This is a genomic window from Oceanispirochaeta sp. M1, assembly GCF_003346715.1.
GTDB lineage: Bacteria > Spirochaetota > Spirochaetia > DSM-2461 > DSM-2461 > Oceanispirochaeta.
Map to the genome: position 1 here is coordinate 1 of NZ_QQPQ01000054.1, position 26,063 is coordinate 26,063.

Genomic DNA, 26,063 nt, shown 5'->3' on the forward strand with positions numbered 1-26,063 from the left:
AAAATGTAAATGCCTGGAAAAATAGAATGAATAAGCAGAAAGTAAAGTTTGATTGGAAATTTACCTTTAAGAAGGCGAAAATTAAGTTCCGGCTGGATGATTAAAATTCAGCCGGTCATGACACTAGATCAAAGAATCAGAGGTAGATGAATAATAAACTCAGATCCACCTCCGGCTCTGTCCCGGTAATCAATAGCACCCCCATGAGAACGAATAACCGAATCTGCAGATGAGAGCCCCAATCCCATTCCACTGCGGTTTCGACCTGTACCTCCCCTGTAAAAAGGTTCAAAGATCAACTCTCTCTCCACTTCTGTGATACCCGGTCCATTATCAGAAATGCAGATCTCGGCAAAGTCTCCAATAACTCCTGCCTTAAACTCAATAAGATTTCCCTCAAAACTATAGGCCTGGGCATTCTTAAGTATATTTTCAAAAGCCCTGTAGAGCAGATCCCAATCACCCTGAACCTTCTCTTCCCTACTAAGTTCAATATTGACTTCCAGACTTCGCCCGGACATCTCAATATCCCTTTTGCAGTCTTTCATCAATGAAATGAAGAGGTCATTCAGTACCAGAGGTCTGTTGTTATTCTGTTTCCATGCCCTTGTATCCATTCTGGCAAAATCGATAAGACTACCGATTCTATTCTCCAGAATTTCACTCTTCCTCTGAAGGATGGAAAGATATTCTTTAAGTGTTTCCGGGTTTTCTGCCAGACCGTCTTCAATGGCCTCAAGGTATCCCTTAATTGAAGTTAACGGAGTTTTAAGATCATGAGAGATAGCCATAAGAAATCGTGTTTTCTGATCCTGCTCTTCTCTTAGGCGAAGCTGCATGGCTCTGAATGCATCGGTCAGAGGTTTCAATTCATCACGACGGCCGGCCTCTTCCAGCTCAAAGCTGAAATGCCCCTGCTCCACCTGTTTCGCAGCTTCCTCAAGACGGCTGACAGAACGGCGAAGCTGCATTATCAGTCTGGTACTGATATAGGTAGGAAAAAATAGACAGGCCACAAAGTAGAGTGCCGCCAGTATCCAGAGCCAGCGGGCAAGGATTTGAGGAAAACTATCCGGTCTGATCATATAGGCCATCAGCCCCTGAGTATCGTTGTAACCGTAAATAGTAAGAGCAATCTGCTCTCCGGTCATTAGCTGAACAATTGAGGACGCCAGATCTGGAAGACTGCCTGAAAAAGCACTGAGATCCAGATCAATAAGATCTGTAAAACCCACATATAAGAAATCCCCGTCTGCATCAGTAAGAAGCATTATCTCCCTTTCTAATGGAGGGATGGATTCAAGAAGCTCTTTATCATGATCAAGTATTGCACTCAATTCGGTTCTAAGCCATTTGGGAGCCTGAATCTTTTCACTTCCATTATAGCGATAGGTATCCCAGAAATAATAGTTCATAAAAATCAGGACAATAAGAGATATAAAGGGAATCACCATCAGGGCGATGACAACGATTAACAGCCGGTCCGGCAGGGAAAGGTCTTTTATTGATTTCATGATTCCTCCCCGGCTGCGCTGATAAGGGTATAACCGAATCCATAAACATTTTTTATATAGCAAGGATTGGAGGGTTCATCCTCCAGCTTTTGCCTCAGCCTCTGGATATGGACACTAACTGTATTCAGGTCACCGAAGTCCTGCCCCCAGACCGCATCATAGATATCCTGTTGAGAACGGGGACTTCCGGGTTCCTCGGCAAGGTAGATCAGAACCTGGATTTCTCTGGGACTGAGAGATACCCGCTGTCCCTCTTTAAAAAGAGAAAGGGCTTTTTTATCAAGAACACATTTTCCAAAATGGATAATATTCGTATCAGGCTCAGATTTTTCAGAATTTCTACGACGGAGATGGGCCCGAACCCGGGCCGCCAGAACACGCGGAGAAAAAGGCTTTGCAACAAAATCATCCGCACCAATGCCGAAGCCCATTATCATATCTCCATCCTCATGCCGGGCGGATACGATAACAACAGGGATATCCAGATCTTTTCTTAAAATTTGAAGGAATTCAAAACCGTCCAACCCAGGGAGGTTAAGATCAAGAACAACCAGATCCACGTCAAGAGAACCCCGGATAAACTCAAGACCCATTTCTCCATCAGCAGCCAGAAGAACATCAATTCCCTCTTTTTCCAGATATAGTTTTATGAGTTCAGCAATGTCTTTTTCATCTTCTACAACAAGGACTGACGCTTTCATTATTTATCCTCAAAATAATTATACAACACTTTTTTCAACAGCCTTCTCCTCCCTTCGATGAAAAAGAGAATAAAGCACGGGAATTAGAAAAAGTGTTGCCACCGTACTGATGGCAAGACCTCCGACAATAGTCATCCCAAGGGGTTGTAACATAGCCCCCCCCTCTCCCGGAAAAAATCCTATGGGAACCATGGCCAGAATAGTAGTAAGGGTAGTCATCAACACAGGGCGTAAGCGGCTTCTGCCGGACTCAAGACAGGCATTCTCAAGACAAGCCCCCCGATCTCTAAGCAGTTTTGTATAGTCCACCATTACGATTCCATTATTTACAACAATACCCGCCAGCATGACAGCAGCAATAATTGTGATCATATTAATTGCCAGGCCCATAAGGAGAAAAATGAGAATAATTCCAATAAACATAAACGGCAGCACCAGAATAATTATAAAGGGGCTCTTTAATGACTCAAATTGACAAACCATCACAGCAAATACAAGGAGGACTGCCAGAGCAAAAATATAAATCAGAGATTTCCCATAGGTCTCAACATCTTCCATCTCTCCCCCGTATCCAAGTTGTACTCCATCAGGAAGAATGAGTTGAGAAGCAATTAGACTCTGAACGATAGACTGCAGTTCATCTACTTCGTATTGAGGATCAACAGTCGCACTGAGTTTAAAGGTCCGAGTCTGATTGTCCCGCCTTATTCCACCGGGAATGGTACCCTCTTCCAGTCGGGCAATATTAGAGAGAGGGACCCTCACACCCCGGGGGTTCATCAAAAAAACCCGCTGAAGGTCCTGCCTGCCGCTTCTGTCTTCAGGTCTGAGCCTGACCACTACATCCAGGCTTTCACCATCCTCTCTGAATTCAGTAGCCTTGAGTCCTGTAAGCGCGGCCCTGACCTCAGCCGCCCCCTGCTCCATACTGATTCCCAGCTCAAATGCTCTGTCCCGGAAAAAAGAGATAGAGAGTTCCGGACGGGGTTTTTCCCGGTCAGAGCTGAATTCAAGGATCTCATCCCTGGATTCAAAAATATGAGCCAGATTTTCCTCTGTTTCTATCATGTCATCCAGAGATTCACCCTTTATAAGAACAATCAATTTTCCGGAATTCCCAATTTCTGTTGCCATATCTGTAGAAATAAACTCAAAATCGCCCTCTGGCCAACGCTGTAATTCACTGCGGAGATTCGACTTCATCTCCTCATAAGATAGAGCTCTCTGATCCAGAGGAGGAAGAATACCTTTAATCCTTCCTCCACCCGTATCTGCTGTTACAAGTACAGCTTTCAGCCAGGGTATTTTCTCCTTCATCATCCCGGATATTTCCAGCAGAATCTCTTCACTCTTCCCAAGGGAAGTTCCCATTGGAAACTCAACATCCACTATGAAGGATTCTTCTCCTGTATTTGGTAGAAACTTCCAACCCAGATGTGGAACGAGGAGAAATGAAGACAGAAGCAAAACCAGAGCTGTTATAAGTACCAGTCCCCTGTTTTTCAAGGCTTTACCAAGTAATGAAACATAAGCTCCTTCAAAGACAGTGAGGAATTTCTCAATACCTCTACTCAGGTATCCTTTATGCCCCAATGAGCTCCCTTTTCCGGTTCTTCCTCCTTTTCTTCCCAATAGCAGAAGACTGAGTACAGGCACCAGGAAGAGAGACACCGCCAGAGATGCTGAAAGAGCCAGGATAACCGAAAGGGCCATATCCTTGAACATGACCCCCAGAATATCCAGGTCGTCTGCCATAAAAAGAAGAGGAAGAAACACACAGATGGAGGTCAATGTGGAGCCCGTAATTGGAGATGCCATCTCCCTGGCCCCCTGCATGGCAGCTGACTTCAGGGGTACACCCTTTTCAAAGTAACCCATGATGTTTTCAAGAACCACAATGGAGCCATCAACGATCATTCCCAGACCGAGAATAAGCCCTCCCATGGTCAGGATATTAAGGGTCTTACCCATAACTCCCAGTACTCCTACAGCAATCAGGAGAGAAACAGGAATGGATATAAAGATAATGATTGTCGGTCTGATTCTATGTAGGAAAAAAAGAATAACCGACATAGCCAAAAGCCCCCCGAGAAGCCCCGAACTCATAATAGTACTGATGACCAGACGGATCAGACCTGTGGATTCACTAACAACAATAAGTTCAAATCCATCAGGAAGAGTCTCATTTACTACTCGGGCATGAGCCAGCACCCGATCGGTGGTCTGCACCACATTGGCATCACTCTGTTTAAGGATGGAGATACGGATGGCGGGAGTACCGTCCAGTGTAACAAGATCATCAGGATCTTCAAGAGTTTTATATACTGCAGCCAGATTCTGAACCCTTATGGAACCGCCTCCGGGTGAGGAAGAAAGCACTGTGGTTCTGATATCATCCAGAGAAGAGAATTCACCGTCGGCCTGTATGCTGTATTCAATTCCATCCTCATCCAGACTTCCAGAGCCAAGCTTTCTATTCTGCCCGCTGATCATCCCGGCCAGGATCGTAAGATTCAGAGAAAAGGCTTCCAGCCTGTTCCTGATTACAGAAACTTCAACCAACTCTTCCCGAATTCCCTTCAGCTCGGCAGCAGCCACACCTTCCAACTGCTCAAAGGAACTTTTTATATCCTTCTTCGACAGACTGTAGATCTCCTGTAGATCCCTGCCTTCAGACGCTCGTATCGCCAGTTCCACAATAGGCTCATCGTTCATATCAAATTTATAAAGGACTGGTATTTCCGCTTCTGCCGGCAGACCCAGCTGTAGCTGTCCCAGGCGGGAGCGGATATCATTCTCTATGGAGATCATATCCAGTCCCAGGTTAAACTCGAGAACAATCCGGCTGACAGAATTACCAGAATAGGAGCTTATCTGATCTAAACCGCTGAGACTGCCCAGGCTCTCTTCAAGGGGCCGTGTAATCTGATCTTCTACTTCTTCGGGAGTAGCCTGAGGATAGATTGTCACCACAGTAAGAACAGGGGGATTAAACTCAGGATAGAGATCCATGGGAATACTGAATACCATGAGTAATCCCAGAATGGACATCAGACAGAAGAGAGTTATCACGGCTAAGGGATGTTTGAGGATAAACTTAAAAATATTCAAGAACTACTCCAAAGGAATCGTAAGGTCTACAAACATACCGGACTTCAGTCGGCTGCTTTTTTTCTCAGGTACAAATACAACTTTCATACAGCGGCTCAAGGGATCTACAACAGGAGAAATCTGATTAAGGACAAGGGATTCATTTAGTCCAGGAAGGACCGGAGAACTGACAAGCGCTGTCATTCCTTTATAAACATCATCAATGGAACCTTCGGGAACATACACTTCAACCTCAAGCTGAGAGAGGGTTCCGATTCTACACAAGGGCTGACCCGCTGTAATAAAGGCTCCAGGATCAGCATATACGGCAGTGACAGTACCTCTTATGGATGACTTAACCGGACTGAGTGTATAGTTCATCCCGGGTCGGGAGGGATCGATCATCGCTAAAATCTGATCAGTGATAACACTGTCTCCGGCTTCAATTCTCATCTCCCTGACCTTCCCCTGAGTTTCAGGAAAAATATCGACTTCATCCATGGGACGGACTTCACCTGAAAGAAGCAGATACTCAGTCCTGACTTCAACAGTCAAAGCACTGACTTCCTCTTCCAGAAGATTTTCCTGAATTGAAGACTCCTCAATCGAGGCTGATTCAGAGATTATAGAATTATCATGCAATGCCCCTTCTACATATAAAAATCCACTGTTCAGAAGAAGAATCAGAGGAAGCAGCAGGAGAAATCCTATATATACCATTTTCTTAACTGTCATCTTCCGGCTCCTGAATAAATCATTTTGAAGAAGGGAGGTCCCGTCTTCATGATGAATTCTACTCCCGGAGCTGAGAGAACACCATTAAGGAGTATTAAAGAGGAGATAAACAAAATGTTTAAATTTCATCCTGGATCTGAAATCAGGAATTGGGAAGGCTGGAAAGTTCCCTTATCAATTCTTTTCGCTCCTCTTCCAGGAGAGGCTTCATCTCAGCATAGGAACTGTTCAGCCCCTCCTGCTGCAGAGTGAAAAACAGATCATCTCTTTGAAGCTGATCAACCAGGAGTGAGAGGTCATCAACTGAAGCGGAACCGATAATATCCGTCAGGACTTCCTTCCCCCGGGGCATTCTTCCCCGGATATAAAGAAGATCATAGATCAGACAGAGGACCCGTCTTTCTGAAGTCCGGGGTGAAGATATTTCATGAAAGAGTCTGGCAAAGTCAGATTTCCTGAGACGCAGATCCTCTCTGTATTTTGCAAATCCCTCCACTACTGCTCCAGCCACGGCTGTCCAGATTTTCTGTTGCACAATGGGAGGAAGAGGAAGGACAAGAGCCGATAGGGCGGCCAGAGGAAAACTGTAAAAACTTCTGGCTCCGTTTACCAGAGCCGTAACAGGTTTATACCCGCGCAGCAGAGTTGTAATACCCGTGTACAACCAGGAAACAAGACCAAGAAGGATAAATAGAATCATAGTGCTGATTCCATCTCTCAAACCTTTTCCCTCAAGAAAAATCGTGATGTATAGAGAGGCTGTTCCCAGTACCGGGATTGCCAGTCCCGTAAAGAATAGATACGCCGAAAGATCCTTTCCATTGATCAGTTCCCGACGGTAGGAATGAATCTTACTGCCTCCATGGGAAAGCAGATCTGAGAGGACCGACTGAAAGATACTTATAATAAACCATAGTGTTATGAAGTGGGGAGCCAGACTGCCTTTAACAGGAAGCAGGGCCAGTAGGATACCCAGTATTACAAGGATGGAATTTCTGATTGTGGAGTTGGCACTTTTCATTCGGCTCAGAAATGAGATCTTTTTATCCTTTTTCCTTTTGAGATCTATGGCTGTTGGATTCCCGAGGAGCAGGACTGACCCTTGGGAGAGGCGCTTTAATACAGAGATCGGACCTGTTCTTTCAACAGGACAGGAGAGATGCTCCAGTGATTCTCCCAGTTTAAAGGGCAGTGAGTAATGTCCGGCCAGACCGCTGAGGGAGGAGCGGATGCCTAAAAGACTCAACCTGGGAACAAGAAACCCCATTCCCGGAGAGGCGATACTGTAATCATTTGAACCGCTTCCAAGTTTAATCCTGAAACTGGGATCTTCATCATCAAGCAGCTGCATCGCAGCATCAGAGAGCATGACCTTAAATCTGTCTCCCCGATCCCTGACAAGCCCGTAATTCTGTGCCTTACGAAACAAAGCTTTCACTGCTCCATCATTATAGATATTGATCAGTTCGATCAACTCTCCAATCTCCCCTTCCTTTTCACGATGGGAGAAAAAGTACTTGGTATTGAAAAGCTCAACTCCGTTTACTCCACCGGAATAGCGAAGAAGACTTTCAAGAAGCCGGGGCAGTCCGACTCTCTGCGGCAGGGCCAGAATCACATCAATCCCGGCTTTTCTCAGGAATTTAAGATGATCTGCAAAGCCGGGAATAGCCACAGATATTTCAAAATCTTCAGAGAGATATCGGGCTGTAAAAGCCTCATGATCCATCTTGTTATATTCCTGATCCAGGCGCTCAACCTTTTCAACAAGGGCGGAGATTTCCCGGTTCTTCATCTTCTTCAATTTCCCAAGGATGGGGGTGAACTCATCAAGATCAAATGCCTCCATCCTTTTTTTAAGGACATTACCGTAAAGTTCATACAGGTAATGTCCCAATGAAGGAATGGAGAGCTGATTCAGCTTTATTGTTTTAAGCAGATCTTCCAGAGAAATACGAGGCATTACAAGTTCCGGATATTTCTCAAATCCTTTATTCAGCCCTGGCCTGACTTTCTGATTGAATCTCCGAATCTCCTTGGAAACGCCCTTCTCTCTTGCCTCGGCTACCTTGGAAAGATCATTCTGAAAAGAACTCATTACATCTGAATCAAGAACTGTGTCATATTCAGCAGACGTTCTGCAGTCAGGAAAGTAGAGGAGAAAATTATTCTTACCCTCACCCCTTCCATGAGAAAATTCCAGGGCAAATTCCACATCCACATCAAGCATCCTGCCGGCTTCTAGCACAACAGGAATTATCTGCCTGTGAATCTCATTAATGTGAACGATGGTCACCCTGGAGAGGCCTTTGATATAGGCATCCACCACAACCTGCAGAGCCGTCCTCTTTCCAAGACTGAAACTACCGTATACCCGATCATCAAATCCGCTTTCCTGGGTATTCAGTGGACGGTCAGCCAGTACGGTAAGATGAAATTTCTGAATAAGTATATTACGGACCTGTGCCGGAGTCCCTTCCAGAACCTTTCTATAAAGACTCAAGTAGGAGAGACAGAGTTCGGGATCAGCCTTGCTCTTGACGGCTTCCCGGACAACAGCCATAAGAAGTCTTGTTTTATTCAGATCAAATTTAAAGTTAAGAGCCAGACAGTTGAGGGAATCAAGGGCTCGGTCAAAATTATTGTAATAATCGGAACAGGAAAGATTTTCATAATTGATAATCCCCCTGGTGACGGGGGTCAGAACCTCCCGGTTGATTCCGTGAAATCCTGAAGGGAGGTATGGACTGGATTCCCGATCTTTACGATTCAGAAAAGAATAGGCTTCCTGGATGCTTCGATCCATGTAAACACGGTCCAATGGATTAAAAAGTTCTTCCTCATTTCCCGACATATTCCAAAGATGCACCCTGCCGGCGGATTAATCAAGAAAATAAGTAGATTATAATTACTAAAAAATAGCCTGGTAATCTGGAATTATTTGAGAATCATTCCTACAATTTGGAGTACCAAAGTAAAAGGATATAAATATGGCTGAAAAGACACTCTATAATAAAGTCTGGAATGCACATAATGTGGGAACTCTTCCTACAGGGCAGAACCAGATACTCATTGGTCTTCATCTTGTACATGAAGTAACCAGTCCACAGGCCTTCGATGCTCTCAGAGAAGAGGGATTAGCTGTTGCCTTTCCCAACAGAACATTCGCTACATGCGATCATATAGTACCAACCACTTCAGCCCAGCGTCCCTTCGAAGATGAACAGGCCGAGGAGATGATGGAGGCTCTCGAGAGGAATACTGAAGATTTCGGGATTACATTTTATGATCCGCCCTCAGGAAAACAGGGAGTCGTTCATATTGTAGGTCCCGAGTTGGGACTGACCCAGCCGGGAATGACCATTGCCTGTGGAGATTCTCATACCTCAACACACGGTGCCTTCGGAACACTGGCATTCGGAATAGGAACAAGCCAGGTAAGGGATGTACTGGCCACAGGCTGCCTTACCATGGATACCCTCAAAGTAAGAAGAATTGAGGTAAAGGGAAAACTGTCAAAGGGCGTTACCCCCAAGGATGTAATCCTATATATCATCAATAAACTCGGTGTCCGGGGCGGTCTGGGCTATGCCTATGAATACGCAGGCGATGTATTCGACTCCATGACCATGGAAGGAAGGATGACTGTCTGCAACATGTCCATTGAGGGCGGTGCCAGAATCGGCTATATAAACCCCGATGAGACAACATATGAATACCTGAAGGGCAGGGAACACAGCCCGACGGCTGAAGCCTGGGAGAGGGCGGTCAGCTGGTGGAAAACTCTTCCTTCAGAGGCTGATGCATCCTATGACGATATCGTTGTTTTCAATGCCGGGGATATATCACCTATGGTCAGCTGGGGAATTACTCCGTCCCAGAGTGTGGCAGCCGATGAAAGGCTGCCCCTGCTTGAGGGTCTTGAAGCTAATCAGCGAAAATCCTTCGAAGAGGCCTATGCCCATATGAAACTCACACCCGGCCAGAAAGCTGTAGAACTGCCGGTGCAGGTTGCTTTTATCGGGAGCTGTACCAATGGTAGGATTTCTGACCTCAGAGCTGCGGCGGAAATTGTAAAAGGAAAAAAAATAAATCCCTCAGTCAGAGGTATCATCGTCCCCGGGTCCATACCGGTCAGACTCCAGGCTATGAAAGAGGGACTGGATATTATTTTTGAAGATGCCGGTTTTGAGTGGAGACAGGCGGGATGCTCCATGTGTCTGGCCATGAATCCGGACAAGCTGGAAGGAGATGAAATATCTGCAAGTTCCAGTAACAGAAACTTTATCGGCCGACAGGGAAGTGCTGCCGGACGAACCCTGCTTATGTCTCCTGTAATGGTGGCGGCGGCGGCATTGGCCGGACATGTTCAGGATATCAGGGAGATTTTATAGATGAATGAGAAAGCAATAAGAGAACTTAATGGATTGGGAGTTTCAGTGCCCGGCAATGATATTGATACAGATCGGATAATCCCGGCCCGCTTCCTGAAAGAGATCACTTTTTCAAGAATGGGTGAATATCCCTTCTTCGATGAGCGTTTTAATGAAGACGGTTCAGAAAAGGATCATCCCTTTAATAAAAACAAAGATGCATCTTTTCTCATAGGCAATGACAACTTCGGCTGCGGTTCCAGCCGTGAACATGCACCCCAGGCCCTTCTTCGATGGGGAATAGAAGTCGTTCTGGCGGAATCTCTGGCAGAGATATTTGCAGGCAACTGCGCCATGATCGGCCTGGCTGCGGTAACCCTCAATGCGGGAGACATCAAAGAAATTCAGACAGCCGTAGAAAGGGACAGCAGCATTAGGCTCAGCCTCGATCTTATGAGTAAAAAAGTCCATTGCGGGGAAAGAATATACGAAATCAATATTCCTGAATCACGCAGACAGGCTCTGACAGAAGGAACCTGGGACAACACATCTCTTCTGCTTGATCGCCTCGATAAGGCAAAGGCAACTGCAGCTTCTCTACCCTATATGAATAATTTTAATTCATGAAAACTAATCCTGTCGGAGCTTGCATGCACAGGCCCCGTCAGGATAGTCTGCAGACAGGAGTAATCATGAAACAGGAAATCCTGGATAAACTGTTATCCATACTTAAAACAAGTCAGAAAGATCTGAGAAATCATTTCACTTCCGCTGGTACTGACTGTTATAGAATATTCAATAGAGGCTACAGCAACCTTCCCCTTCTGATAGACAGATACGGAGTATATATTCATATAACTGTTCTCGATGGTCCCGAAGAATTTGAACTGACAGAAGATGAAATTAAGAAAATAGCCGGCGCTCTCTACTGCCCTGTTGATAGAATGATTATCAAAACCAGACAATCTCTGAGCGATCACGAACAGTACAGTGCTCTTGATGGCAAACAGGAAAAAATCATTGCCAATGAAAATGGACTGAAGTTTCATGTAAACCTGAGAGATTATATCGATACAGGGCTTTTTATGGATCATAGAAAGACAAGAGAGATGGTCAGAGATGACTGCTTTGGTCTCTCTGTTCTGAATCTCTTCAGTTATACAGGTTCTTTCTCCATATACGCCGCATCCGGCGGAGCATCCAGAATTACATCAGTGGACCTGTCGAGCACCTACCTTGATCAGGCAAAGGAAAATTTCAGACTCAATGATTTTCTACCGGGAGCATTTGAATTCGTTCAGTCGGATGTTTTCAAATTCCTGGAGGAAGCTGCTGCGAAAAAGGAAAAGTGGGACCTGATTGTTCTGGATCCTCCAACCTTTTCCAACAGCAGAAAGATGGAACGGACCCTTAAAATTCAGAAAGATTATCTGGAATTGATTCTTAGCTGTTTCAAGGTTCTCAAGGGGGGTGGACGCCTGCTCTTTTCAAACAACCTCTCGGACTTCCGTTTTCATAAAAAAGATTTTCCCTCGGGAATTAAAATTGAAGATATCACCAAGCTGACCACAGATATCGATTTCAAGAACAAACCGGCTCACAAATGCTGGGAACTGACTGGAATTCTTCAGGGGAAAACCGGGCATGAACCACGCAGAAGATCCGGTCCCAGCAGATTCAACTCTTCAAACAAGGGTCCCGACAGAGGACGTGATTCTAAATCGAAGTACTGATTTTTCCACTGAAACTTCATTCTCCAGGAATGGAGATAGCATCGATCAGCCTCGGGTCCCGAGGCATAATAGAGGGGGTCTCCCAATATGGGAGATCCCAGACTTTTAAGGGCGACCCGAATCTGATGGGTTTTTCCCGTATAAATCCTTACAAAAAAAAGACGAAGTCCCGGCCTGACAGAGCGACTGAAAAAATAACTCCGTGCCGGATTACTCCTGCCCCGTGTGAGAATCCACTGTCCCCTGCGGGAACGCTCCATATCCCCTGTAATCCAACCCTGTTTTTTACGGGGTTTCTTATCAGAAAGAGCCAGGTAAATTTTTTCAATCCCCCCCGAAGAGATCAATTCTCCAAGACCGGAAGCAGCTTCCTTATTCCTCGCAGCAAGGATCAGTCCGGAGGTAACTTTGTCCAGACGATGTACAGGATAAAGAGTCTCTTCAGGGTATATCTCTTTCATCTGTTTCTTTAGAAGAGAGAAAAAGCCGAGGCCATCATCTGAATTATGAAAATCCTGACCTGCCTCTTTTTCACAGACATAAAAGTCTTTTTCTTCTCTGATAATACTTATCATGGTTTCAGTATAAACAGAATTTTCAGATCTGCCTCGGATTAATGAAGGATTTTCTGGACAAGAGAACCTCGGAGAACGAGAATTCAATGTAGGCCCTTTGGCCGTCAGGAGGCATTGTGTTATGGGAAAAAGTTTTAATGACTTAATGAACAAGTCCGTTACCCTTCAGAAAAGTGTTGCCAACAAGGATACCTATGACGGACTACTATCAACTGCAGCTCTGGCAAAACTGATGCTGGATACATCCTGGTCATTACTGGACAGAGAACTTCACAGCGGAGTGACCTCAGTCTGCAGCATGATTCAGATCACCCATGAGGAACCCACTGTTGCCGGTGAAGCTGTTACAGTGGAAGCAACTGTCAAGAAGGTTGAAGAGAACAAAATTCTCATAGCCCTCAAAGCAGTTGATGAAACAGGTATTATTGCCCATGGCCTCAATGAGCGGCTCATCGTTGACCGAACGAGTCTAAAGACTCTTGCGGACCAGAGATCGGCACTCCTTAGAACTATTCTGTAGAATAATGATCCTACAGTAAATGTTTCATCACCGCCGCGAAGCTGTTCACATCAAAGGAAGAATACTGTAGGATAATTCCATGGAAAAAGTACTCATTGTCTACGGGAGTAAACAGGGGAAGACAGAGGCAATGGCTTCATTTATTTCCTCTGTCCTTGAAGAGCGTAAAATTCCCGTAACCTGTAAAAATGTGTTTGAAGTAAAACCTGCAGAACTGTTGCAATATAAATTCATACTCCTGGGCAGTTCCACCTGGAGTGACGGAGACCTGCAGTCCGATTTCATAGACTTTGAACGTGAAATGGATGACCTGGATCTAAAGGGTCATTTTGGGGCCGTATTCGGTTCAGGAAGTTCACGCTTCCGTTTTTTCTGTGAAGCAGTCAGAATTCTTGAATCAAAACTCAGAAGCCTGGGAAGCCGTATAATGCTCCCCTCTCTTATGGTTAATGATCTTGAAGGTCGTACAGAGGAAGAGAGTAGAGAATGGGCCGCTGTTTTAGCGGATGAAATAGAACAGATTAATTAGGAATAAAGAAATGGCACGATCACTTGATATTGATAAAACAGAACTCATAGAAGTACGTGGAGCAGACCTGATTCTTACAGTGACAAAAGATGAAGATGACAGAATGCTTGTACACGTGGAATCGGAAGAAGGCGGTGGAACCATCCGGATCACCCAGCATGAAGAAGACGGCAAGACAATCGTTTTTGCCCTGGACAGACCCGCTCCAACAGGTCCGTCCCTTACACTGGTAAAATAATCATTTCTTAAATGAAAGACTTCCCAGGCTTGTGGCACTTGTTTTGTCCCCACAGCCTGAACCGTGAGTTACCCGTCCTGCCAGAAGAGCAAGGCGGGCACCAAGGTCTTCATTGATCACAGTTACTTCACACTTCACATCCAGAAAGAGGGATGAAAAATTCCAGATACCGAGGATACCCGCCTCAACCAGTTTATCTGCTATGGGCTGGGCCTCTTTTTCAGGGACAGTCAGAATAGCCACCTTGATGCCCATGCGCTTGATAAGATCGGAGAGTTTATCCATGGCGTAAACCTTATGCTCTGCGATTTCGGTTCCTACTATTTTTTCATCCACATCAAATGCGGCGACAATTTCAAAACCATGTCGGGTCAGGCGGCGATCGGCCAATAAAGCTTTCCCCAGATTTCCCACTCCCACGAGGAGTACATCCGAAAGATTGCCTTCTCCTAGATAAAAGGAGATTGCCTCCATCATTTCGCTGATAAGAAATCCCTTTTTAGGTTTACCGACAACGCCAGTACAGCTCAGGTCCTTTCGAACCTGAATTGATTTCAGATTTAGTCTTCCCGCAATATAACTGGCGGAAATCCATTCTTCTCCCTGATCACGGCACTCTTTTAAAAGCCCGAGGTAAACAGGAAAACGTTTTAAGGTAGGTAAGGGTATATTGACATATGAATTGAGTTTCATGGCTACATTATAAGTCAGAGCTCATAACTTGCCAATGTGATTTCAGTTTATTTCTATATTTTTTTATCTTTATTGATTTATTTTATTTATGATACAATTCGGCTCATGTTTTGGAATAATAAAATTTGCTGGATTACAGGGGCATCTTCGGGAATCGGAGAAGCTCTGGCACGGAACCTGTATGACCGGGGAGCCAGAGTCATACTCTCAGCCCGGTCAGTTGATAAACTGGATTCGATCTGTTCCGATTGGAAGGATAAAGATCGGTTTCTCATTCTCCCCCTGAATATGGGTGACCATGAAAAGCTTCCTGCAGCTGCAGCTGAAGCCCGAAAAAAATGGGGCCGGATAGATGCTCTTATAAATAATGCGGGAGTCAGCCAGCGAAGCCTTGCTGCTGAAACCGATTTTTCTGTGATGAAACAGATCATGGACATAAACTATCTCGGCTCCGCAGGTCTGACGAGAGCAGTTTTACCATTTATGATAGAACAGAAAAGCGGGATTATCGCCCCCGTAAGTTCTGTAGCCGGAAAATTTTCCACACCCCTGCGTACATCTTACAGTGCGTCAAAAATGGCACTTCAGGGTTTCTATGACGGATTGAGAGCGGAAGTTTATGATCAGGGTATACAGATCAACCTCATCATCCCCGGATTTGTAAAAACAAATATCTCTCTGAACGCAATGAATGCAACAGGGGGTAAACATGGAGAGATGGACCCCAACCAGGCCTCCGGGATATCTCCCGAGGATGCTGCCGAAATCATTTTGAAAGGAATGGAAAAGAATAAACTGGAGATCTATATGGGAATTGCACCCAAGGTGAAACTGGCTCTTTTCCTCAGTCGCAATATACCTTCTCTCCTGGCAAAGATGCTCAGGAAGGCCGAAGTTAAATAATTGAAGCTCTGCTGCGGCAGGGCTTTTTTTTCATCATCCCTGGATACAGACTCACGGATTTCCTGCCTCTGACTTCTCAAGCTTCATTAGAAAAATATAAACTTCAGCAGCCAGCTGATACAGTTCAGGGGGGATTTCACTGCCCGTTGCGGTATCAATCAGAGCCTCTGTCAGCATTCCATTTTGCTGAACAGGGATTCCAGCCTCCAATGCAAGGGAGACAATCCTGTCAGCAAGGGGCCCTTTACCGGCCGCGATGAGTCTGGGAGCATCATCTTTTTCCCGGTCCCACTTCAAGGCAATGGATTTCCTTATCCCCATAAATCCAGCCCCTTTTTCTCCTGATCCGGATTATAATTAATGTTCTTATCCTCTGAAGAGGCAACCCTGCTCCGGATACTTAGATCATCAAGGCGTAAACCTCTCTCTTTTACTTGTTCTAACAGTACAGAATGAGCTTTTCTTATCTTATTCCGACTCTCTTTACTGGTGGTCTGGATCAGACAGCTCAGTTTCTCTCCTTTCCGTCTTAAAAGAATAGAAACTGATCCTAGATTCTCAAGGTCAATCTGAAGACTCAACTGTTTCTGATCCTCTTCTCCAGGTGGATCACATTTGTTCTCATCAACTCTAAGGGCCGGTCGTCCAAGAGTTTTCTCCTCATGAAACAGAATTAGAGTTTCAGACTCCTTTAGCTGGTTTTTTTCAAGGAGTTTTTCGGTAAATTTCAGCTCCTGCATGATTCTTTCGGGCAGCAGATTCCCTCTGGATTCTCTGAACTCTACAAGAACTTTAAAGAGAAGCCTGGAATCGTCAGTATTCGCTGGAAGCCCCTCTCCCCCTGCAGGAAGTCGGGGAATCATCTTCAATAGGGATCTCAATACTTCATGAATTGTATCTGAGGGTTTCAGCATTTTCAGAAGGGATTCAATGCTGCGTGAAAGGAGTTCACTCTCCTTGAACACCGCTGTTTCAGCAGCAGAGTTGATACCTGCTTTTCCTGAAACAGAAGCTTTGAGATTCTGTCTGTCGGTCAGTGCGGAAATCTCCGCCTTTCCTGATGATGAATCAATTTTCATAGTGTATTATCATATTAACAGAATAATCATATATTAGAGCTACAAAAAAATTATATTTAAATCGTATTTGCAGTTGGAATAAATTAAAATTAAGAGGAAATATGCTCAAAAACTATATAGAGAAAGGTTTTGGTCTCAAAGAAGATCTAAGTTGTTCTGAAACCATATTATACGGGGCCAACCTGGTATGGAACCTGGAAATGGATAAAAATACCCTGAAAATGGCTGCAGGATTCTCTGCCGGTTTTTACAATGGTAATATCTGTGGAGCATTGTCAGCAGGAGCCATGGTCTTAAGCCGGATCTATATCAGAGACAGAGCTCATGAATCTCCCCGAAATGGAGAACTGATAAAAAAACTGATTGATGAATTCAACGAACTGATGGGCAGTGAGATGTGCACACCCCTCAGGGAGAATCACCGGACAGAGGAAGAAGGGTGCAGACCAGTTATTATTGCTGCTGCAGGAGTTCTTGACAGTATAATTGAGCGGGAAGGTTATCCCGAAGGAGAATAAGCTGTGGCTTCGACTCTTAAACTGGACAAGAGCCAGATTCATCTCAGAATATCTTTTAGTTCAGAAGGAAAAAAGCAGAGCAGAATAAAAGGCCGCTGGCCCGGATCAGGTCAGCCCAGCAGCTATACATTTCCCCAGGGAACATTGAAGATGTCTTCTGCTAAGGATATCTTTTCAGCTGTATTTAAAGCCGAAGAAGAAATATACCTTCGTGAAATTGAAATGACAATTAAGGTTCAAAATCGTCAGAGAGGACAGATCTATTTCAATGGTTGTTTCCCCGGCAGCCCCGGAATTAGTATATCAGACGGACAGTATGTCATCCGTATGAAACGGAACAGGAAAATGAGGCAATATATACGCTTCATCAATACAGGTTCTTCATTAAAAATTATCTGGGAATTCAATTGTATGGTCCCGGAATCGGGATCTCTACCCATGGACCCCGTACTACTGACACAGACAAGCGGGGGTCTCCAGCCCGGCCCGAGTAAAATTGAACACCGTATACCCGCGGGAATAGCCGAGACGATGTGGATTGCCCCTCAGGAAGCCCAGCGTGGAATCCGTGTAAAGGATCTTGAAGACAATCTCAGCTGGATGGAACAGGAGAGACTCTTCTTCAATATAATCCGTCTTGAAAAAATTCATAACAAGGCTGGTGACTGGGATAATCTGCATACAGATTACAGAGGTAAAATCGGATTTATCAATAGAAGAATTGAACACAACGGCATGGTCCCGGCTCTCGGTTTCGAGCCCTTCTATGCAGAAATTGATTCCGAACTGGTACGCCTTCACCCCGAATGGCTGGTGGGAGATATGAAAGGCGATGCCCTAATATTTACACTTAACCGACAAAGAAAAATTTATATCCTGGATTTTACTCAGAATGAAGTAAAGGAGTATCTGGAAGAGTGCATAAATATTTTCAGAAGACAATGGGGGTTCAAGTCATTCCATCTCCAGGGATTGTCGGCACTTCTTGTTCCGGGCTATCACTCAGACAACAGCATTGAAAGCGGAAAGATTCTCTATTCAGCTCTGGAGTTTTTCAGATCTATTCTGGGAAAAGACTGTTTCATAACTGCAGAAGATATACCACTGATAACTGAGGTTAATCAAATAGATATGATCTGTATTCCTGCCAGGCTTACTACAAAAAGAAAATCCAGAACGGAAATTACCAATGCCCTGTTCAGGAAAATGGAGATAAGTTCTCTTTCAAATTATCCATGGATTCTTAATAGTGGAAACTATCCCCTTCCTGAAGACGATAGCAGTTTTCACAAACAGGCTGGAGAATCCTTCAGACAGATGCTGCTCATCGGGGGAGGGATACTTTCACTCAGCATGAGTCTTCCTTCAATAACAGAGAAACAAAAAGAGGAGCTGACCCGATTGATTCCTTCATTTAAAAAATTCAGCCGGGGTGAATTGAAGCAGCTGGTTTGTCCCAGAAAAAAAGAGACCTCTACTATCTACAACAGCTCCGGATATCTTGGAGTATTCAATCTTTCCTCTAAAAAACAGCAAGTCATTCTGAATATGGAGAGCCTAAAGCAGGAAATATACAATAAGACCGGTGATTCTCCCATTCAGGAAGGAAGAACCGGAATGAAAACTGGAGAGCTTGAACTGATACTCCCCCCACTGGGTTCAAGGATTTTTAAATTTTGAATATCAGCGGAATTGATGAAGCAGGTCTCGGACCCATTCTTGGTCCCTACTGTGCAGCGGCGGTTCGGATGGAGTATTCAGAAGAGCCGGCGGATCCTTTTAATAACTGTGACTCCATACTGAGCAGTGAACCTGCTCCCCAAAGACTGGCCGTAGGCGACAGTAAAAAAATCTATACATCAGGGAATATTAAAGAACTTGAAAGAACTGTTCTCTCCTTTCACCGTCTGCTGCATTCAACAGCCTCAGCTTCTGAAGATGCCTATGGGTTTCTTACTTCCTATGTAGAGAAAGGACTTCTTGGAACCCTGCCATGGATCAATGAACTTAAAGAGTTGATATTACCTCTGGCTGCCGACAGAAAAGAGATAATTGAATCTTCTGAAAAGTTGGCAGACTGCCTGCAGGTAGCTGGAATAAAACTGCAGTCAGTAAAACTCAGTGTACAGCCAGCATTATTGTTCAATTCCCTGTTGATAAAATATGGAAATAAGGGAACCGCCTGTCAGGACATCATGACTCCTTTACTGGAAGAATCTGTTCTGGAGAGTGACAGGGTAATCGTGGATAGACAGGGCGGAAGGCGTTACTACGGTGACTGGCTGATCAACCTCTTCCCCGGACAACAGCTTATAGCAGTCCAGGAACTGAAAGATCTCTCCCGTTATACTGTCAAAAACTGCCGCATCGATTTCCAGGTTAAGGCTGATGCACTGAATTTTGAAACCGCCCTTGCATCAATGTTTGCCAAGTACAGCAGAGAAATCTATATGAAGGCTTTTAATAATTACTGGAATAAAAAGGCTCCGGGTATCAAAGAAACAGCCGGCTACTATAACGACGGCAAGCGCTTTGTAAAGGACCTGAAGGAACTTAATCTATATCCGGAGAATGACAGCTTTCTGCTCCGCAAGAAATAACATCAGGAATGGTAGTCCGCCATGGCCAGACCGGCGGCAATACTTCTGAAGGGATCCCACTCCTCAACTGCATGTGGAAAACGGTTCTCCAGAATCTGGCGGATATCGGGAATCAGGGATGACCCGCCTGTAGAAACCACACGGTCTACAGTATCCAGACCGTTTTTGCTCAGCAGGTTTTCAATAAGAATCGGAATTTCCTCAAGGAATGGAACTATTACTTTTTTAAGATCCTCACGTGTCAGTAAGATTTCAAGGTTTATTTCCGGATAAACCAAAGCTGTCTTCTCTTTCTCACTCAATTCTTTTTTAGCCTGCTCTATCAGTTTCAGCAATGTAAAGCTTCCATTACAACGAATAAGCCGATTCAGTCTGTCGGCCTTCACAGCAACATCACCTCCTGTGAGTAATGCCTTGTTCAGACCTTCAAGATAACGGGACTGTTTAAGAAGATATGTACTCTGCCAATTGAGCAATAGTTCTTCATATTCTGAAAAGGGAAAGGGGTAGGATGAGAGAGATCCATCATCCTTCCTGAAGGGAATTTCCGAACCCTCACCCAGTTCGGGAAAAATAATGCGTTTGTAGAGTTCCTGATCAATCCAGTCTCCCGCTCTGGTCATACCTTCACAACCGAGAACCTGGAAACCTCTGGACTTATCTTTCTTCAGCAAAGCCAGGTCCAGAGTTCCTCCGCCAAAATCGAAAACAAGAAGAGTCTCTGATTCTTTCAATCTGTTGTCATTCAGATAACTCCAGGCGGCCGCCACCGGCTCCTCCAGGAATTGGGCCTTCGGGTATCGAGCCAGGTCAAGGGCATTGCTCATTCTTTCAACTGCCCGGGAAGCTTTCCGGTCATCGCTGCCCTGATAACGCACAGGGCGACCCACATGGATGGATTTAAGATTATATCCCCGTTCCTCCCAATGCTCCCGGACAGGGCGAAGCATCATATTCAAAAGGGCTTCCAGTCTGAACTGTTTATGAAAGATCTTAAAACGCTTCTCTTCACCTTCTCCCAGGTACATCTTGAGTCCCCGAAAAAGACGCCCGGGCAGATCTTTGTCTATACGGGCATGGAGACGAGCTGTAAAACTCCTGTCTCTCTCAACAAAGTAGTCACGGTCCATCTCACCCATATGAACTTCTATAGTTCCTACTTCAACTTCAGTGAGTCGTATCTTTCTATTTGTGTTTTCTTCCAGATAACGCAGCAGAGCTTTGCTTCCGGTCTCAAACTCACGGTTCTTATGTATGTATAGAGCCGAGGGCATAACGGCCCCCTTCTTCAAAGCTGTATCAATCTTGAGATATTCGATTTTTTCACCATCATACAATGCCAGAGTTGTATTGGAATTACCGAAATCCAGGCCGGCCCCTATTTTTTTCATAGTTCAGAAATATCAGAAAGCTGATAAATGGGCAACTCCCTGAGATAAATTGCTTTATTTTTGTATACAAAAATACATCCAGGATTATACTATCTTCATAGAAACGTGGAATTTCTGAAATACAGGAGATTATTGCAATGGAAGAAAAAGGATGGTCCTGGCTGGATCAATATAGAGAGACTCATATCCAAGGCGAATGGCCCACCATCCCCGAAATGTTCAAGCTTGCCCAACACAGATTTCCGGACAAAGTATGTTTTCGGGCCTTCTCTCCTATTGAAGTAGAATACACATACACTGAAGCCATAAATATTATAAAGAAGACTGCTGCCTACCTTGTTGATCAAGGGATAAAAAAAGGTGACCGGGTAGCAATGACCGGAAAGAACTCACCTGCATGGGCCATGGCCTACCTTTCAGTTGTTGAGATAGGTGCTGTTATTGTCCCTCTGGATTATCAGATGGAAAAAGATACGATTAGCAGGATTCTCGATTTTGTTGAAGCTCCAATCCTCTTTGTTGATAAAGAACGCTACGATGAGCTTGGAAATGCAAAGGGTATAAAAGAGAAAATCTCACTCTCACCTCATAAAGACAACTATATTCTTGACCTTCCTGAATCTTCTACACAGCTTCCCGAGGGACCGAAAGAAGATGATATGGCAGCAGTTCTTTTCACATCCGGTACTACCGGTAAAGAAAAGGGTGTAATGCTTAGTCACAAGAACTTCTCATCCGATGCCTTTCAGGCAAACAAACCTTTTCTCAATGTTGTGCCCGAAGATATTCTCTATGCCCTTTTGCCTCTGCACCACAGCTATTGTATGACAGCCGTATTCCTTGAGTCATTGTCCATCGGCTGTGAGCTTGTGTTTGCCGGAGGCCTCTCTGTTACACAGATGATGAATGACCTCAAGAAAGGGAAGATTACCGTAATTATGGGTATACCCCTCCTCTACAATAAGATCCTCAAAGGGATGATGAAGCAGGTTCGTGCCAAAGGTGTGGTGAGTCATGTTCTCATAGGAATACTGATGAGAATCAGCGGTTTCGTTAAGAGAGTCTTCGATATAAATATTGGAAAGAAGATTTTCGGAAATATTCTCCTGAAGAAAGCCAATCTCTACACCATCAAATATATGATCTGCGGCGGCGGCCCTCTGGCTACCGAAACATTTAGACGCTACCAGGAACTGGGTCTGGATTTTGTACAGGGATACGGAATGACAGAGACCGCTCCGATTTCCACATTGAACCCTGCACATGCTTTCAGACTGAAATCTGTAGGTAAGGTCTTTCCCCTTGTGGACATGAAGATTCTGAACCCCGACAACGATGGAATCGGCGAGATCATTATGAAGGGTCCCATATGCTGCAAAGGATACTATAAGAATGAAGAAGCCACAAAAGAGCTCTTCACTGAAGACGGTTACCTTAAAACAGGAGACCTGGGATACCTGGACAAAGATAACTACCTCTATCTGACAGGAAGAGCAAAATCCCTGATAGTCACCGAAGGTGGAAAGAATGTCTTCCCCGAAGAGATTGAAGATCACTTCCAGCTTTATCAGCAGATCGATCAGATTCTTATCGTGAGTTACCTGGCCAATGCAGAGACAAGGGGAGAGGGAATTGAGGCTCTTATCTATCCAAACAAGGAGCACTATGACTCGTTGAGTATCGGCAATGATGAAAAGATCAAAGAAGATATGATGAATGCTGTAAAAGAGGTTAACCGTGAGCTGCTGGCTTACAAGAGGATCTCGAAGCTTCGTATTCTCGACGAACCCATGGAGATGACAACTACCAAAAAAATTAAGAGACCCAAGGTTATTGCCTATCTGAAAGAGAAGGAAGATACAGGGTTTCTTCTCTGATGAATATAATTATATTCAGGGAGTTCTGATAAGGATCCCCAGATGATTGGCCACGGCCCTTTCGAGGCCCGGCTTACCTCTATGAATGGGGCTGTTCAGAATACGGACAGTCCCGTTTTTTTTTATAACAATTGCGCTGGAGCCCCCGCCATCCATGTTCAAAGCCGTACTGCAGCCAAGCCAGCTCATCCAGCAGGCAGTCTCTTCTGTAGTCAGTCCGGCTCGTTCAGTCTGTCTCCCGTCAAATACCGCGAGATAAAAAGTCTTGCCGTCTTCACTGAGACCAACGGCTGTTCTGGGATGACGTATATCATTCCCTCCGAGATTCACATCCTCTTCCAGAAGAAGATGAAATCCCCCCAATGCTGTCCATGTCCCTTCGGGAACGGAGCGCTGGGATCCCAGAAGAATCTGTCCATCCTTCAATACATATAAGGCATCATAAGAAGGTTCTGGCTGTGACACAGTGCGCCCGTCATTGATCTGTACACCCACTATATCCATGGGTCTGTTTGATCTGTTTAATACATCTACAGCTGAGAAGGGTGAAGCATTGAGAGCAATATGAACATCGGCCTGTAGTGCAAACTCCGATGTTTTTGCAGAGCGGGTCTCCCCTTTTCCCGTGGGATCCGGAGTGCTGATAACAAACTCCAGCAAAGACGTATCCAGTGCCAGGGCTGCACCTCCCACAGGATTGTTCTGATCCATTTCTGCAAGGACTTTCATTCCGGGAGTACCAGATCCTATCCAGACAGGATCTGTTAACGGTGGGAGCAGAGAAACACCCTTCTCCAGAACTGGAGAAGTGCTTGTACAGGACAGCAGCAAGACTGTCAGTACAGAAATGAGAAAGAGATGTACCCTGGATTTATGATACTTCATCAGCCCGAACATCGATCTGACCGAGTTTCTCCGCAATCCTCTCCCTGGTCAAACGACCGAGAGCCTTTGCATTCTCCCCTTCTTCCGGCATAACGGGTTCAAGAATTGTAATGGTCATTGGATATACACGATGGTAGCGGATCGTGCCATCAGAGAAAACATCCCGGGAACCCTCTATGGCAATGGGAACAACCGGAGCATTGCTCTTCTGAGAAAGAAGAAAGGCTCCGTCTCTGAATTTTCCCAGGCGACCGTCTTTAGTACGTGTTCCTTCAGGGAATATCATTATAGAGCTGCCCTGATTAAGAAGCATTTCCGCATCCTTCATCATCCTGATCTGTGAGGACGGACTCTTCCGGTCAATGCCGAGGTACCCGTTTAAGAACATATTCCAGCCCAGAAAAGGGACCCTCATAAGTTCCTTCTTGGCAACCCATTTAAAATGCCTGAAAAGGCGGTAAAGTATTACAATATCCATCATGGAGCTGTGATTGGGACAATACACATAGGATTGCCCCTTTTTCAGTTTTTCCTTCCCTACAATTTTTACCCTTATAAAAGGGTTGAACCAGGTATACAGGGAACCCCAGAAACAGGAAAAAATATGTAGAACCTTTTTATTTCTGTCAAAAGGCAGAGTTACCAGCCAGATAAGAGCTGCCGGAAAAAACAAAAAAACCATACATATAAGAAAAAAAATCCAAAATAAAACAGTCCCCATCAGATACATTGAAATGCCTCCTACAGTCCTATTTTAGCCTGAGCCTTATACAGGTTCAAGTATCTTTTTTCTACCGGGCAGAGTCATTGTATAGAAGAGACTGGCTATTCCGAATAATGCTGCAGCAGAGAATAGTATTTCCATTCCGAGACGCTCCCACAGGAGTCCTCCCAGCAGGGCGATAACTACAGAGATCAGATGGTTAACGGAAATACCCGTTGAGAGAGTTCCTGTAAGCTCTTCCTGGTTGTCACTTAATGTCCTGACGTATACTGCTCTGGCAATTCCTGCTGAGAAGAGCATGGCATCGAGAACAAAAACGACACAAATAACTCGAAAAGCCCACTCTCCGGGAAACAGATGGTGGGCAAAGCCATAGAGAAAACAGAGCAGAATCAAAAGGAAAGAGTCCAGAATCAGCACAGCCTTATGACCGATGGTATCCACCAGCTTCCCCATTACAGGATTCATAAAGATATTTGCCAGAGAGAAGATACCGTAGAGTGTGGCAATAAGCTGTGTGCTTGCGCCGTAATTCAAAATCAGAACATAGGGAGCAAAGGTCATGAAAACCTGTTTTCTTGCACCGAAAAACATCTCCAGAATATAGTACTTCCTGTATTTGGGAAGCAGCATCATACGCGGACGTTTTACATGTCCTTCTGACTGTCCCAGTCGTAAAGTAAAAAGAAGACCCGCTAATGTAAAAAGGGCACCAAGTCCAAAAACAACCCGGTAGGTCATAAGTTCTTCAAAATGTCCAAATCCCATAAAAATCAGGGAGACCATGTAGAACCCTATAACAGATCCTATATTGCCGGCACTTCTGGTGAGCCCCATGGCCACACCCTCTTTTCCGGGAATAGCCGAGTGAATACTGATAGACTGACGGACAGGCATCATAAGATGTTCTCCTGTACTCCAGAGAACAATAAGTGTAACGGCCATCCACCGGGCTTCCGTTGCAAAAGCAAGTCCTGCCATACCAAGAAGGGCAATAAAGAAAGAGATTCGAACGATTCTGTTTTCAGGTATTCTATAAAGAAGAGCCAGCATCAGAAAAAGAAGAAGGCCGGGAAGCTCTCGAAGGAACTCTACGACACCTCTACCGAAACGATCTATATTTAATATATCAGCAAGGAAGTTGTTCAGAACTCCTCCGTATAATCCGACGGAAACTCCGAATATAAACATACTGAAAAGAAAGGACTTAATATGTGGGTTCTTGAATACCTGCTGCGTTTTGATCATTTATTAGGTTTCACAGCTGTCCAAGATAATTTGAAAGGGGTTTTATAAAAGCCGATCTCCGTTTATTCTTAAGTCGACTAAAACAATACAACAAAAGGAAATCGGCTATGAGTCATCATACTACAACGTTTGGACAG

At 44.8% G+C, this 26,063-nt stretch carries 24 protein-coding genes; 11 read left to right on the forward strand and 13 right to left on the reverse strand.

Annotated elements, in window-relative coordinates; translation table 11 throughout:
• Positions 1-128 precede the first annotated feature (128 nt).
• From DV872_RS23190 to DV872_RS23210, 5 genes are all read right to left on the reverse strand, one after another.
• Entirely contained in the window at positions 129-1,514 is a 1,386-nt protein-coding gene (locus tag DV872_RS23190) for a HAMP domain-containing sensor histidine kinase (RefSeq protein ID WP_114632352.1), read from the reverse strand.
• On the reverse strand, positions 1,511-2,215 hold the full coding sequence (locus DV872_RS23195; RefSeq protein ID WP_114632353.1) for a response regulator transcription factor: 705 nt from the start codon (positions 2,213-2,215) through the stop codon (positions 1,511-1,513). Before DV872_RS23195 ends, DV872_RS23190 begins: the two co-directional genes overlap by 4 nt.
• 18 nt (positions 2,216-2,233) lie before the next feature.
• Positions 2,234-5,326, reverse strand: a complete 3,093-nt coding sequence (locus tag DV872_RS23200) for an efflux RND transporter permease subunit (protein WP_114632354.1) — start codon at positions 5,324-5,326, stop codon at positions 2,234-2,236.
• 3 nt (positions 5,327-5,329) lie between these two features.
• Entirely contained in the window at positions 5,330-6,040 is a 711-nt protein-coding gene (locus tag DV872_RS23205) for an efflux RND transporter periplasmic adaptor subunit (RefSeq protein WP_114632355.1), read from the reverse strand.
• Between the two features lie 142 nt (positions 6,041-6,182).
• Entirely contained in the window at positions 6,183-8,894 is a 2,712-nt protein-coding gene (locus tag DV872_RS23210) for a hypothetical protein (protein WP_114632356.1), read from the reverse strand.
• 136 nt (positions 8,895-9,030) lie between these two features.
• Here DV872_RS23210 and leuC point away from each other — a divergent pair, with 136 nt between their 5' ends.
• The 3 genes from leuC (at position 9,031) to DV872_RS23225 (ending at position 12,146) form a co-directional block, all read left to right on the forward strand.
• Positions 9,031-10,434 carry a 3-isopropylmalate dehydratase large subunit gene (gene leuC, locus DV872_RS23215; RefSeq protein WP_114632357.1) on the forward strand — a complete coding sequence of 468 codons (1,404 nt, stop codon included), beginning with the start codon at positions 9,031-9,033 and terminating at the stop codon, positions 10,432-10,434.
• Positions 10,435-11,040 (forward strand): 3-isopropylmalate dehydratase small subunit, encoded by a 606-nt coding sequence (gene leuD / locus DV872_RS23220; RefSeq protein ID WP_114632358.1) that lies wholly within the window; start codon positions 10,435-10,437, stop codon positions 11,038-11,040.
• 65 nt (positions 11,041-11,105) lie between these two features.
• A complete protein-coding gene (locus tag DV872_RS23225) occupies positions 11,106-12,146 on the forward strand; it encodes a class I SAM-dependent methyltransferase (RefSeq protein WP_158547136.1) in 1,041 nt (346 codons plus the stop codon).
• Here the strand turns inward: DV872_RS23225 and DV872_RS23230 are convergent.
• Positions 12,041-12,721 (reverse strand): pseudouridine synthase, encoded by a 681-nt coding sequence (locus tag DV872_RS23230; protein WP_114632360.1) that lies wholly within the window; start codon positions 12,719-12,721, stop codon positions 12,041-12,043. The genes DV872_RS23225 and DV872_RS23230 overlap by 106 nt on opposite strands.
• Before the next feature lie 121 nt (positions 12,722-12,842).
• On the opposite strand from DV872_RS23230, the gene DV872_RS23235 reads away from it, so the two are divergent.
• The 3 genes from DV872_RS23235 to DV872_RS23245 all read left to right on the forward strand — a co-directional run bounded on the left by DV872_RS23235 (position 12,843) and on the right by DV872_RS23245 (position 14,008).
• The gene (locus DV872_RS23235; RefSeq protein ID WP_114632361.1) at positions 12,843-13,241 is read left to right on the forward strand and encodes a thioesterase family protein; all 399 of its coding nucleotides are present in this window, start codon (positions 12,843-12,845) and stop codon (positions 13,239-13,241) included.
• A gap of 79 nt (positions 13,242-13,320) precedes the next feature.
• Positions 13,321-13,770, forward strand: a complete 450-nt coding sequence (locus DV872_RS23240; protein WP_114632362.1) for a flavodoxin domain-containing protein — start codon at positions 13,321-13,323, stop codon at positions 13,768-13,770.
• A gap of 10 nt (positions 13,771-13,780) precedes the next feature.
• Positions 13,781-14,008 carry a hypothetical protein gene (locus tag DV872_RS23245; protein ID WP_114632363.1) on the forward strand — a complete coding sequence of 76 codons (228 nt, stop codon included), beginning with the start codon at positions 13,781-13,783 and terminating at the stop codon, positions 14,006-14,008.
• Here DV872_RS23245 and DV872_RS23250 read toward each other — a convergent pair whose 3' ends face one another.
• The gene (locus DV872_RS23250) at positions 14,009-14,701 is read right to left on the reverse strand and encodes a redox-sensing transcriptional repressor Rex (protein ID WP_114632364.1); all 693 of its coding nucleotides are present in this window, start codon (positions 14,699-14,701) and stop codon (positions 14,009-14,011) included.
• A gap of 105 nt (positions 14,702-14,806) precedes the next feature.
• On the opposite strand from DV872_RS23250, the gene DV872_RS23255 reads away from it, so the two are divergent.
• Entirely contained in the window at positions 14,807-15,604 is a 798-nt protein-coding gene (locus DV872_RS23255) for an SDR family oxidoreductase (protein ID WP_114632365.1), read from the forward strand.
• 51 nt (positions 15,605-15,655) lie between these two features.
• Here the strand turns inward: DV872_RS23255 and DV872_RS23260 are convergent, their stop codons facing one another.
• Positions 15,656-15,925, reverse strand: a complete 270-nt coding sequence (locus tag DV872_RS23260; RefSeq protein WP_114632366.1) for an EscU/YscU/HrcU family type III secretion system export apparatus switch protein — start codon at positions 15,923-15,925, stop codon at positions 15,656-15,658.
• Positions 15,916-16,683: a flagellar hook-length control protein FliK gene (locus DV872_RS23265; RefSeq protein ID WP_114632367.1), complete on the reverse strand. Its 768-nt coding sequence runs from the start codon at positions 16,681-16,683 to the stop codon at positions 15,916-15,918. Before DV872_RS23265 ends, DV872_RS23260 begins: the two co-directional genes overlap by 10 nt.
• Positions 16,684-16,784: 101 nt before the next feature.
• Here DV872_RS23265 and DV872_RS23270 point away from each other — a divergent pair, with 101 nt between their 5' ends.
• From DV872_RS23270 to DV872_RS23280, 3 genes are read left to right on the forward strand one after another with little or no spacing between them, the layout of a single operon-like run.
• Positions 16,785-17,201 (forward strand): C-GCAxxG-C-C family (seleno)protein, encoded by a 417-nt coding sequence (locus DV872_RS23270; protein WP_114632368.1) that lies wholly within the window; start codon positions 16,785-16,787, stop codon positions 17,199-17,201.
• 3 nt (positions 17,202-17,204) lie between these two features.
• The gene (locus tag DV872_RS23275; RefSeq protein WP_114632369.1) at positions 17,205-18,881 is read left to right on the forward strand and encodes an alpha-galactosidase; all 1,677 of its coding nucleotides are present in this window, start codon (positions 17,205-17,207) and stop codon (positions 18,879-18,881) included.
• Positions 18,878-19,801: a hypothetical protein gene (locus tag DV872_RS23280; protein WP_114632370.1), complete on the forward strand. Its 924-nt coding sequence runs from the start codon at positions 18,878-18,880 to the stop codon at positions 19,799-19,801. The genes DV872_RS23275 and DV872_RS23280 overlap by 4 nt, the downstream gene beginning before the upstream one ends.
• A 2-nt stretch (positions 19,802-19,803) precedes the next feature.
• On the opposite strand, the gene DV872_RS23285 is transcribed toward DV872_RS23280, so the two are convergent.
• The gene (locus tag DV872_RS23285; RefSeq protein WP_114632371.1) at positions 19,804-21,192 is read right to left on the reverse strand and encodes an Hsp70 family protein; all 1,389 of its coding nucleotides are present in this window, start codon (positions 21,190-21,192) and stop codon (positions 19,804-19,806) included.
• Between the two features lie 137 nt (positions 21,193-21,329).
• On the opposite strand from DV872_RS23285, the gene DV872_RS23290 reads away from it, so the two are divergent.
• Positions 21,330-23,069: a long-chain fatty acid--CoA ligase gene (locus DV872_RS23290; RefSeq protein WP_114632372.1), complete on the forward strand. Its 1,740-nt coding sequence runs from the start codon at positions 21,330-21,332 to the stop codon at positions 23,067-23,069.
• A gap of 15 nt (positions 23,070-23,084) precedes the next feature.
• Here DV872_RS23290 and DV872_RS23295 read toward each other — a convergent pair whose 3' ends face one another.
• From DV872_RS23295 to DV872_RS23305, 3 genes are all read right to left on the reverse strand, one after another.
• On the reverse strand, positions 23,085-23,954 hold the full coding sequence (locus tag DV872_RS23295) for a phosphodiester glycosidase family protein (protein WP_158547137.1): 870 nt from the start codon (positions 23,952-23,954) through the stop codon (positions 23,085-23,087).
• Positions 23,941-24,636, reverse strand: a complete 696-nt coding sequence (locus tag DV872_RS23300; protein WP_158547138.1) for a 1-acyl-sn-glycerol-3-phosphate acyltransferase — start codon at positions 24,634-24,636, stop codon at positions 23,941-23,943. Before DV872_RS23300 ends, DV872_RS23295 begins: the two co-directional genes overlap by 14 nt.
• An 84-nt stretch (positions 24,637-24,720) precedes the next feature.
• A complete protein-coding gene (locus tag DV872_RS23305; protein WP_158547139.1) occupies positions 24,721-25,869 on the reverse strand; it encodes an MFS transporter in 1,149 nt (382 codons plus the stop codon).
• Positions 25,870-26,063: the final 194 nt, after the last annotated feature.

What these genes read in the sequence shown, in the direction of transcription:
- DV872_RS23190 (WP_114632352.1), bottom strand. Translation starts at nt 1,514, where the DNA reads ATGAAATCAATAAAAGACCTTTCCCTGCCGGACCGGCTGTTAATCGTT.
- DV872_RS23195 (WP_114632353.1), bottom strand. Translation starts at nt 2,215, where the DNA reads ATGAAAGCGTCAGTCCTTGTTGTAGAAGATGAAAAAGACATTGCTGAA.
- DV872_RS23205 (WP_114632355.1), bottom strand. Translation starts at nt 6,040, where the DNA reads ATGACAGTTAAGAAAATGGTATATATAGGATTTCTCCTGCTGCTTCCT.
- DV872_RS23210 (WP_114632356.1), bottom strand. Translation starts at nt 8,894, where the DNA reads ATGTCGGGAAATGAGGAAGAACTTTTTAATCCATTGGACCGTGTTTAC.
- leuC (WP_114632357.1), top strand. Translation starts at nt 9,031, where the DNA reads ATGGCTGAAAAGACACTCTATAATAAAGTCTGGAATGCACATAATGTG.
- leuD (WP_114632358.1), top strand. Translation starts at nt 10,435, where the DNA reads ATGAATGAGAAAGCAATAAGAGAACTTAATGGATTGGGAGTTTCAGTG.
- DV872_RS23225 (WP_158547136.1), top strand. Translation starts at nt 11,106, where the DNA reads ATGAAACAGGAAATCCTGGATAAACTGTTATCCATACTTAAAACAAGT.
- DV872_RS23230 (WP_114632360.1), bottom strand. Translation starts at nt 12,721, where the DNA reads ATGATAAGTATTATCAGAGAAGAAAAAGACTTTTATGTCTGTGAAAAA.
- DV872_RS23235 (WP_114632361.1), top strand. Translation starts at nt 12,843, where the DNA reads ATGGGAAAAAGTTTTAATGACTTAATGAACAAGTCCGTTACCCTTCAG.
- DV872_RS23240 (WP_114632362.1), top strand. Translation starts at nt 13,321, where the DNA reads ATGGAAAAAGTACTCATTGTCTACGGGAGTAAACAGGGGAAGACAGAG.
- DV872_RS23245 (WP_114632363.1), top strand. Translation starts at nt 13,781, where the DNA reads ATGGCACGATCACTTGATATTGATAAAACAGAACTCATAGAAGTACGT.
- DV872_RS23250 (WP_114632364.1), bottom strand. Translation starts at nt 14,701, where the DNA reads ATGAAACTCAATTCATATGTCAATATACCCTTACCTACCTTAAAACGT.
- DV872_RS23255 (WP_114632365.1), top strand. Translation starts at nt 14,807, where the DNA reads ATGTTTTGGAATAATAAAATTTGCTGGATTACAGGGGCATCTTCGGGA.
- DV872_RS23260 (WP_114632366.1), bottom strand. Translation starts at nt 15,925, where the DNA reads ATGGGGATAAGGAAATCCATTGCCTTGAAGTGGGACCGGGAAAAAGAT.
- DV872_RS23265 (WP_114632367.1), bottom strand. Translation starts at nt 16,683, where the DNA reads ATGAAAATTGATTCATCATCAGGAAAGGCGGAGATTTCCGCACTGACC.
- DV872_RS23270 (WP_114632368.1), top strand. Translation starts at nt 16,785, where the DNA reads ATGCTCAAAAACTATATAGAGAAAGGTTTTGGTCTCAAAGAAGATCTA.
- DV872_RS23285 (WP_114632371.1), bottom strand. Translation starts at nt 21,192, where the DNA reads ATGAAAAAAATAGGGGCCGGCCTGGATTTCGGTAATTCCAATACAACT.
- DV872_RS23290 (WP_114632372.1), top strand. Translation starts at nt 21,330, where the DNA reads ATGGAAGAAAAAGGATGGTCCTGGCTGGATCAATATAGAGAGACTCAT.
- DV872_RS23295 (WP_158547137.1), bottom strand. Translation starts at nt 23,954, where the DNA reads ATGAAGTATCATAAATCCAGGGTACATCTCTTTCTCATTTCTGTACTG.
- DV872_RS23300 (WP_158547138.1), bottom strand. Translation starts at nt 24,636, where the DNA reads ATGGTTTTTTTGTTTTTTCCGGCAGCTCTTATCTGGCTGGTAACTCTG.
- DV872_RS23305 (WP_158547139.1), bottom strand. Translation starts at nt 25,869, where the DNA reads ATGTTTATATTCGGAGTTTCCGTCGGATTATACGGAGGAGTTCTGAAC.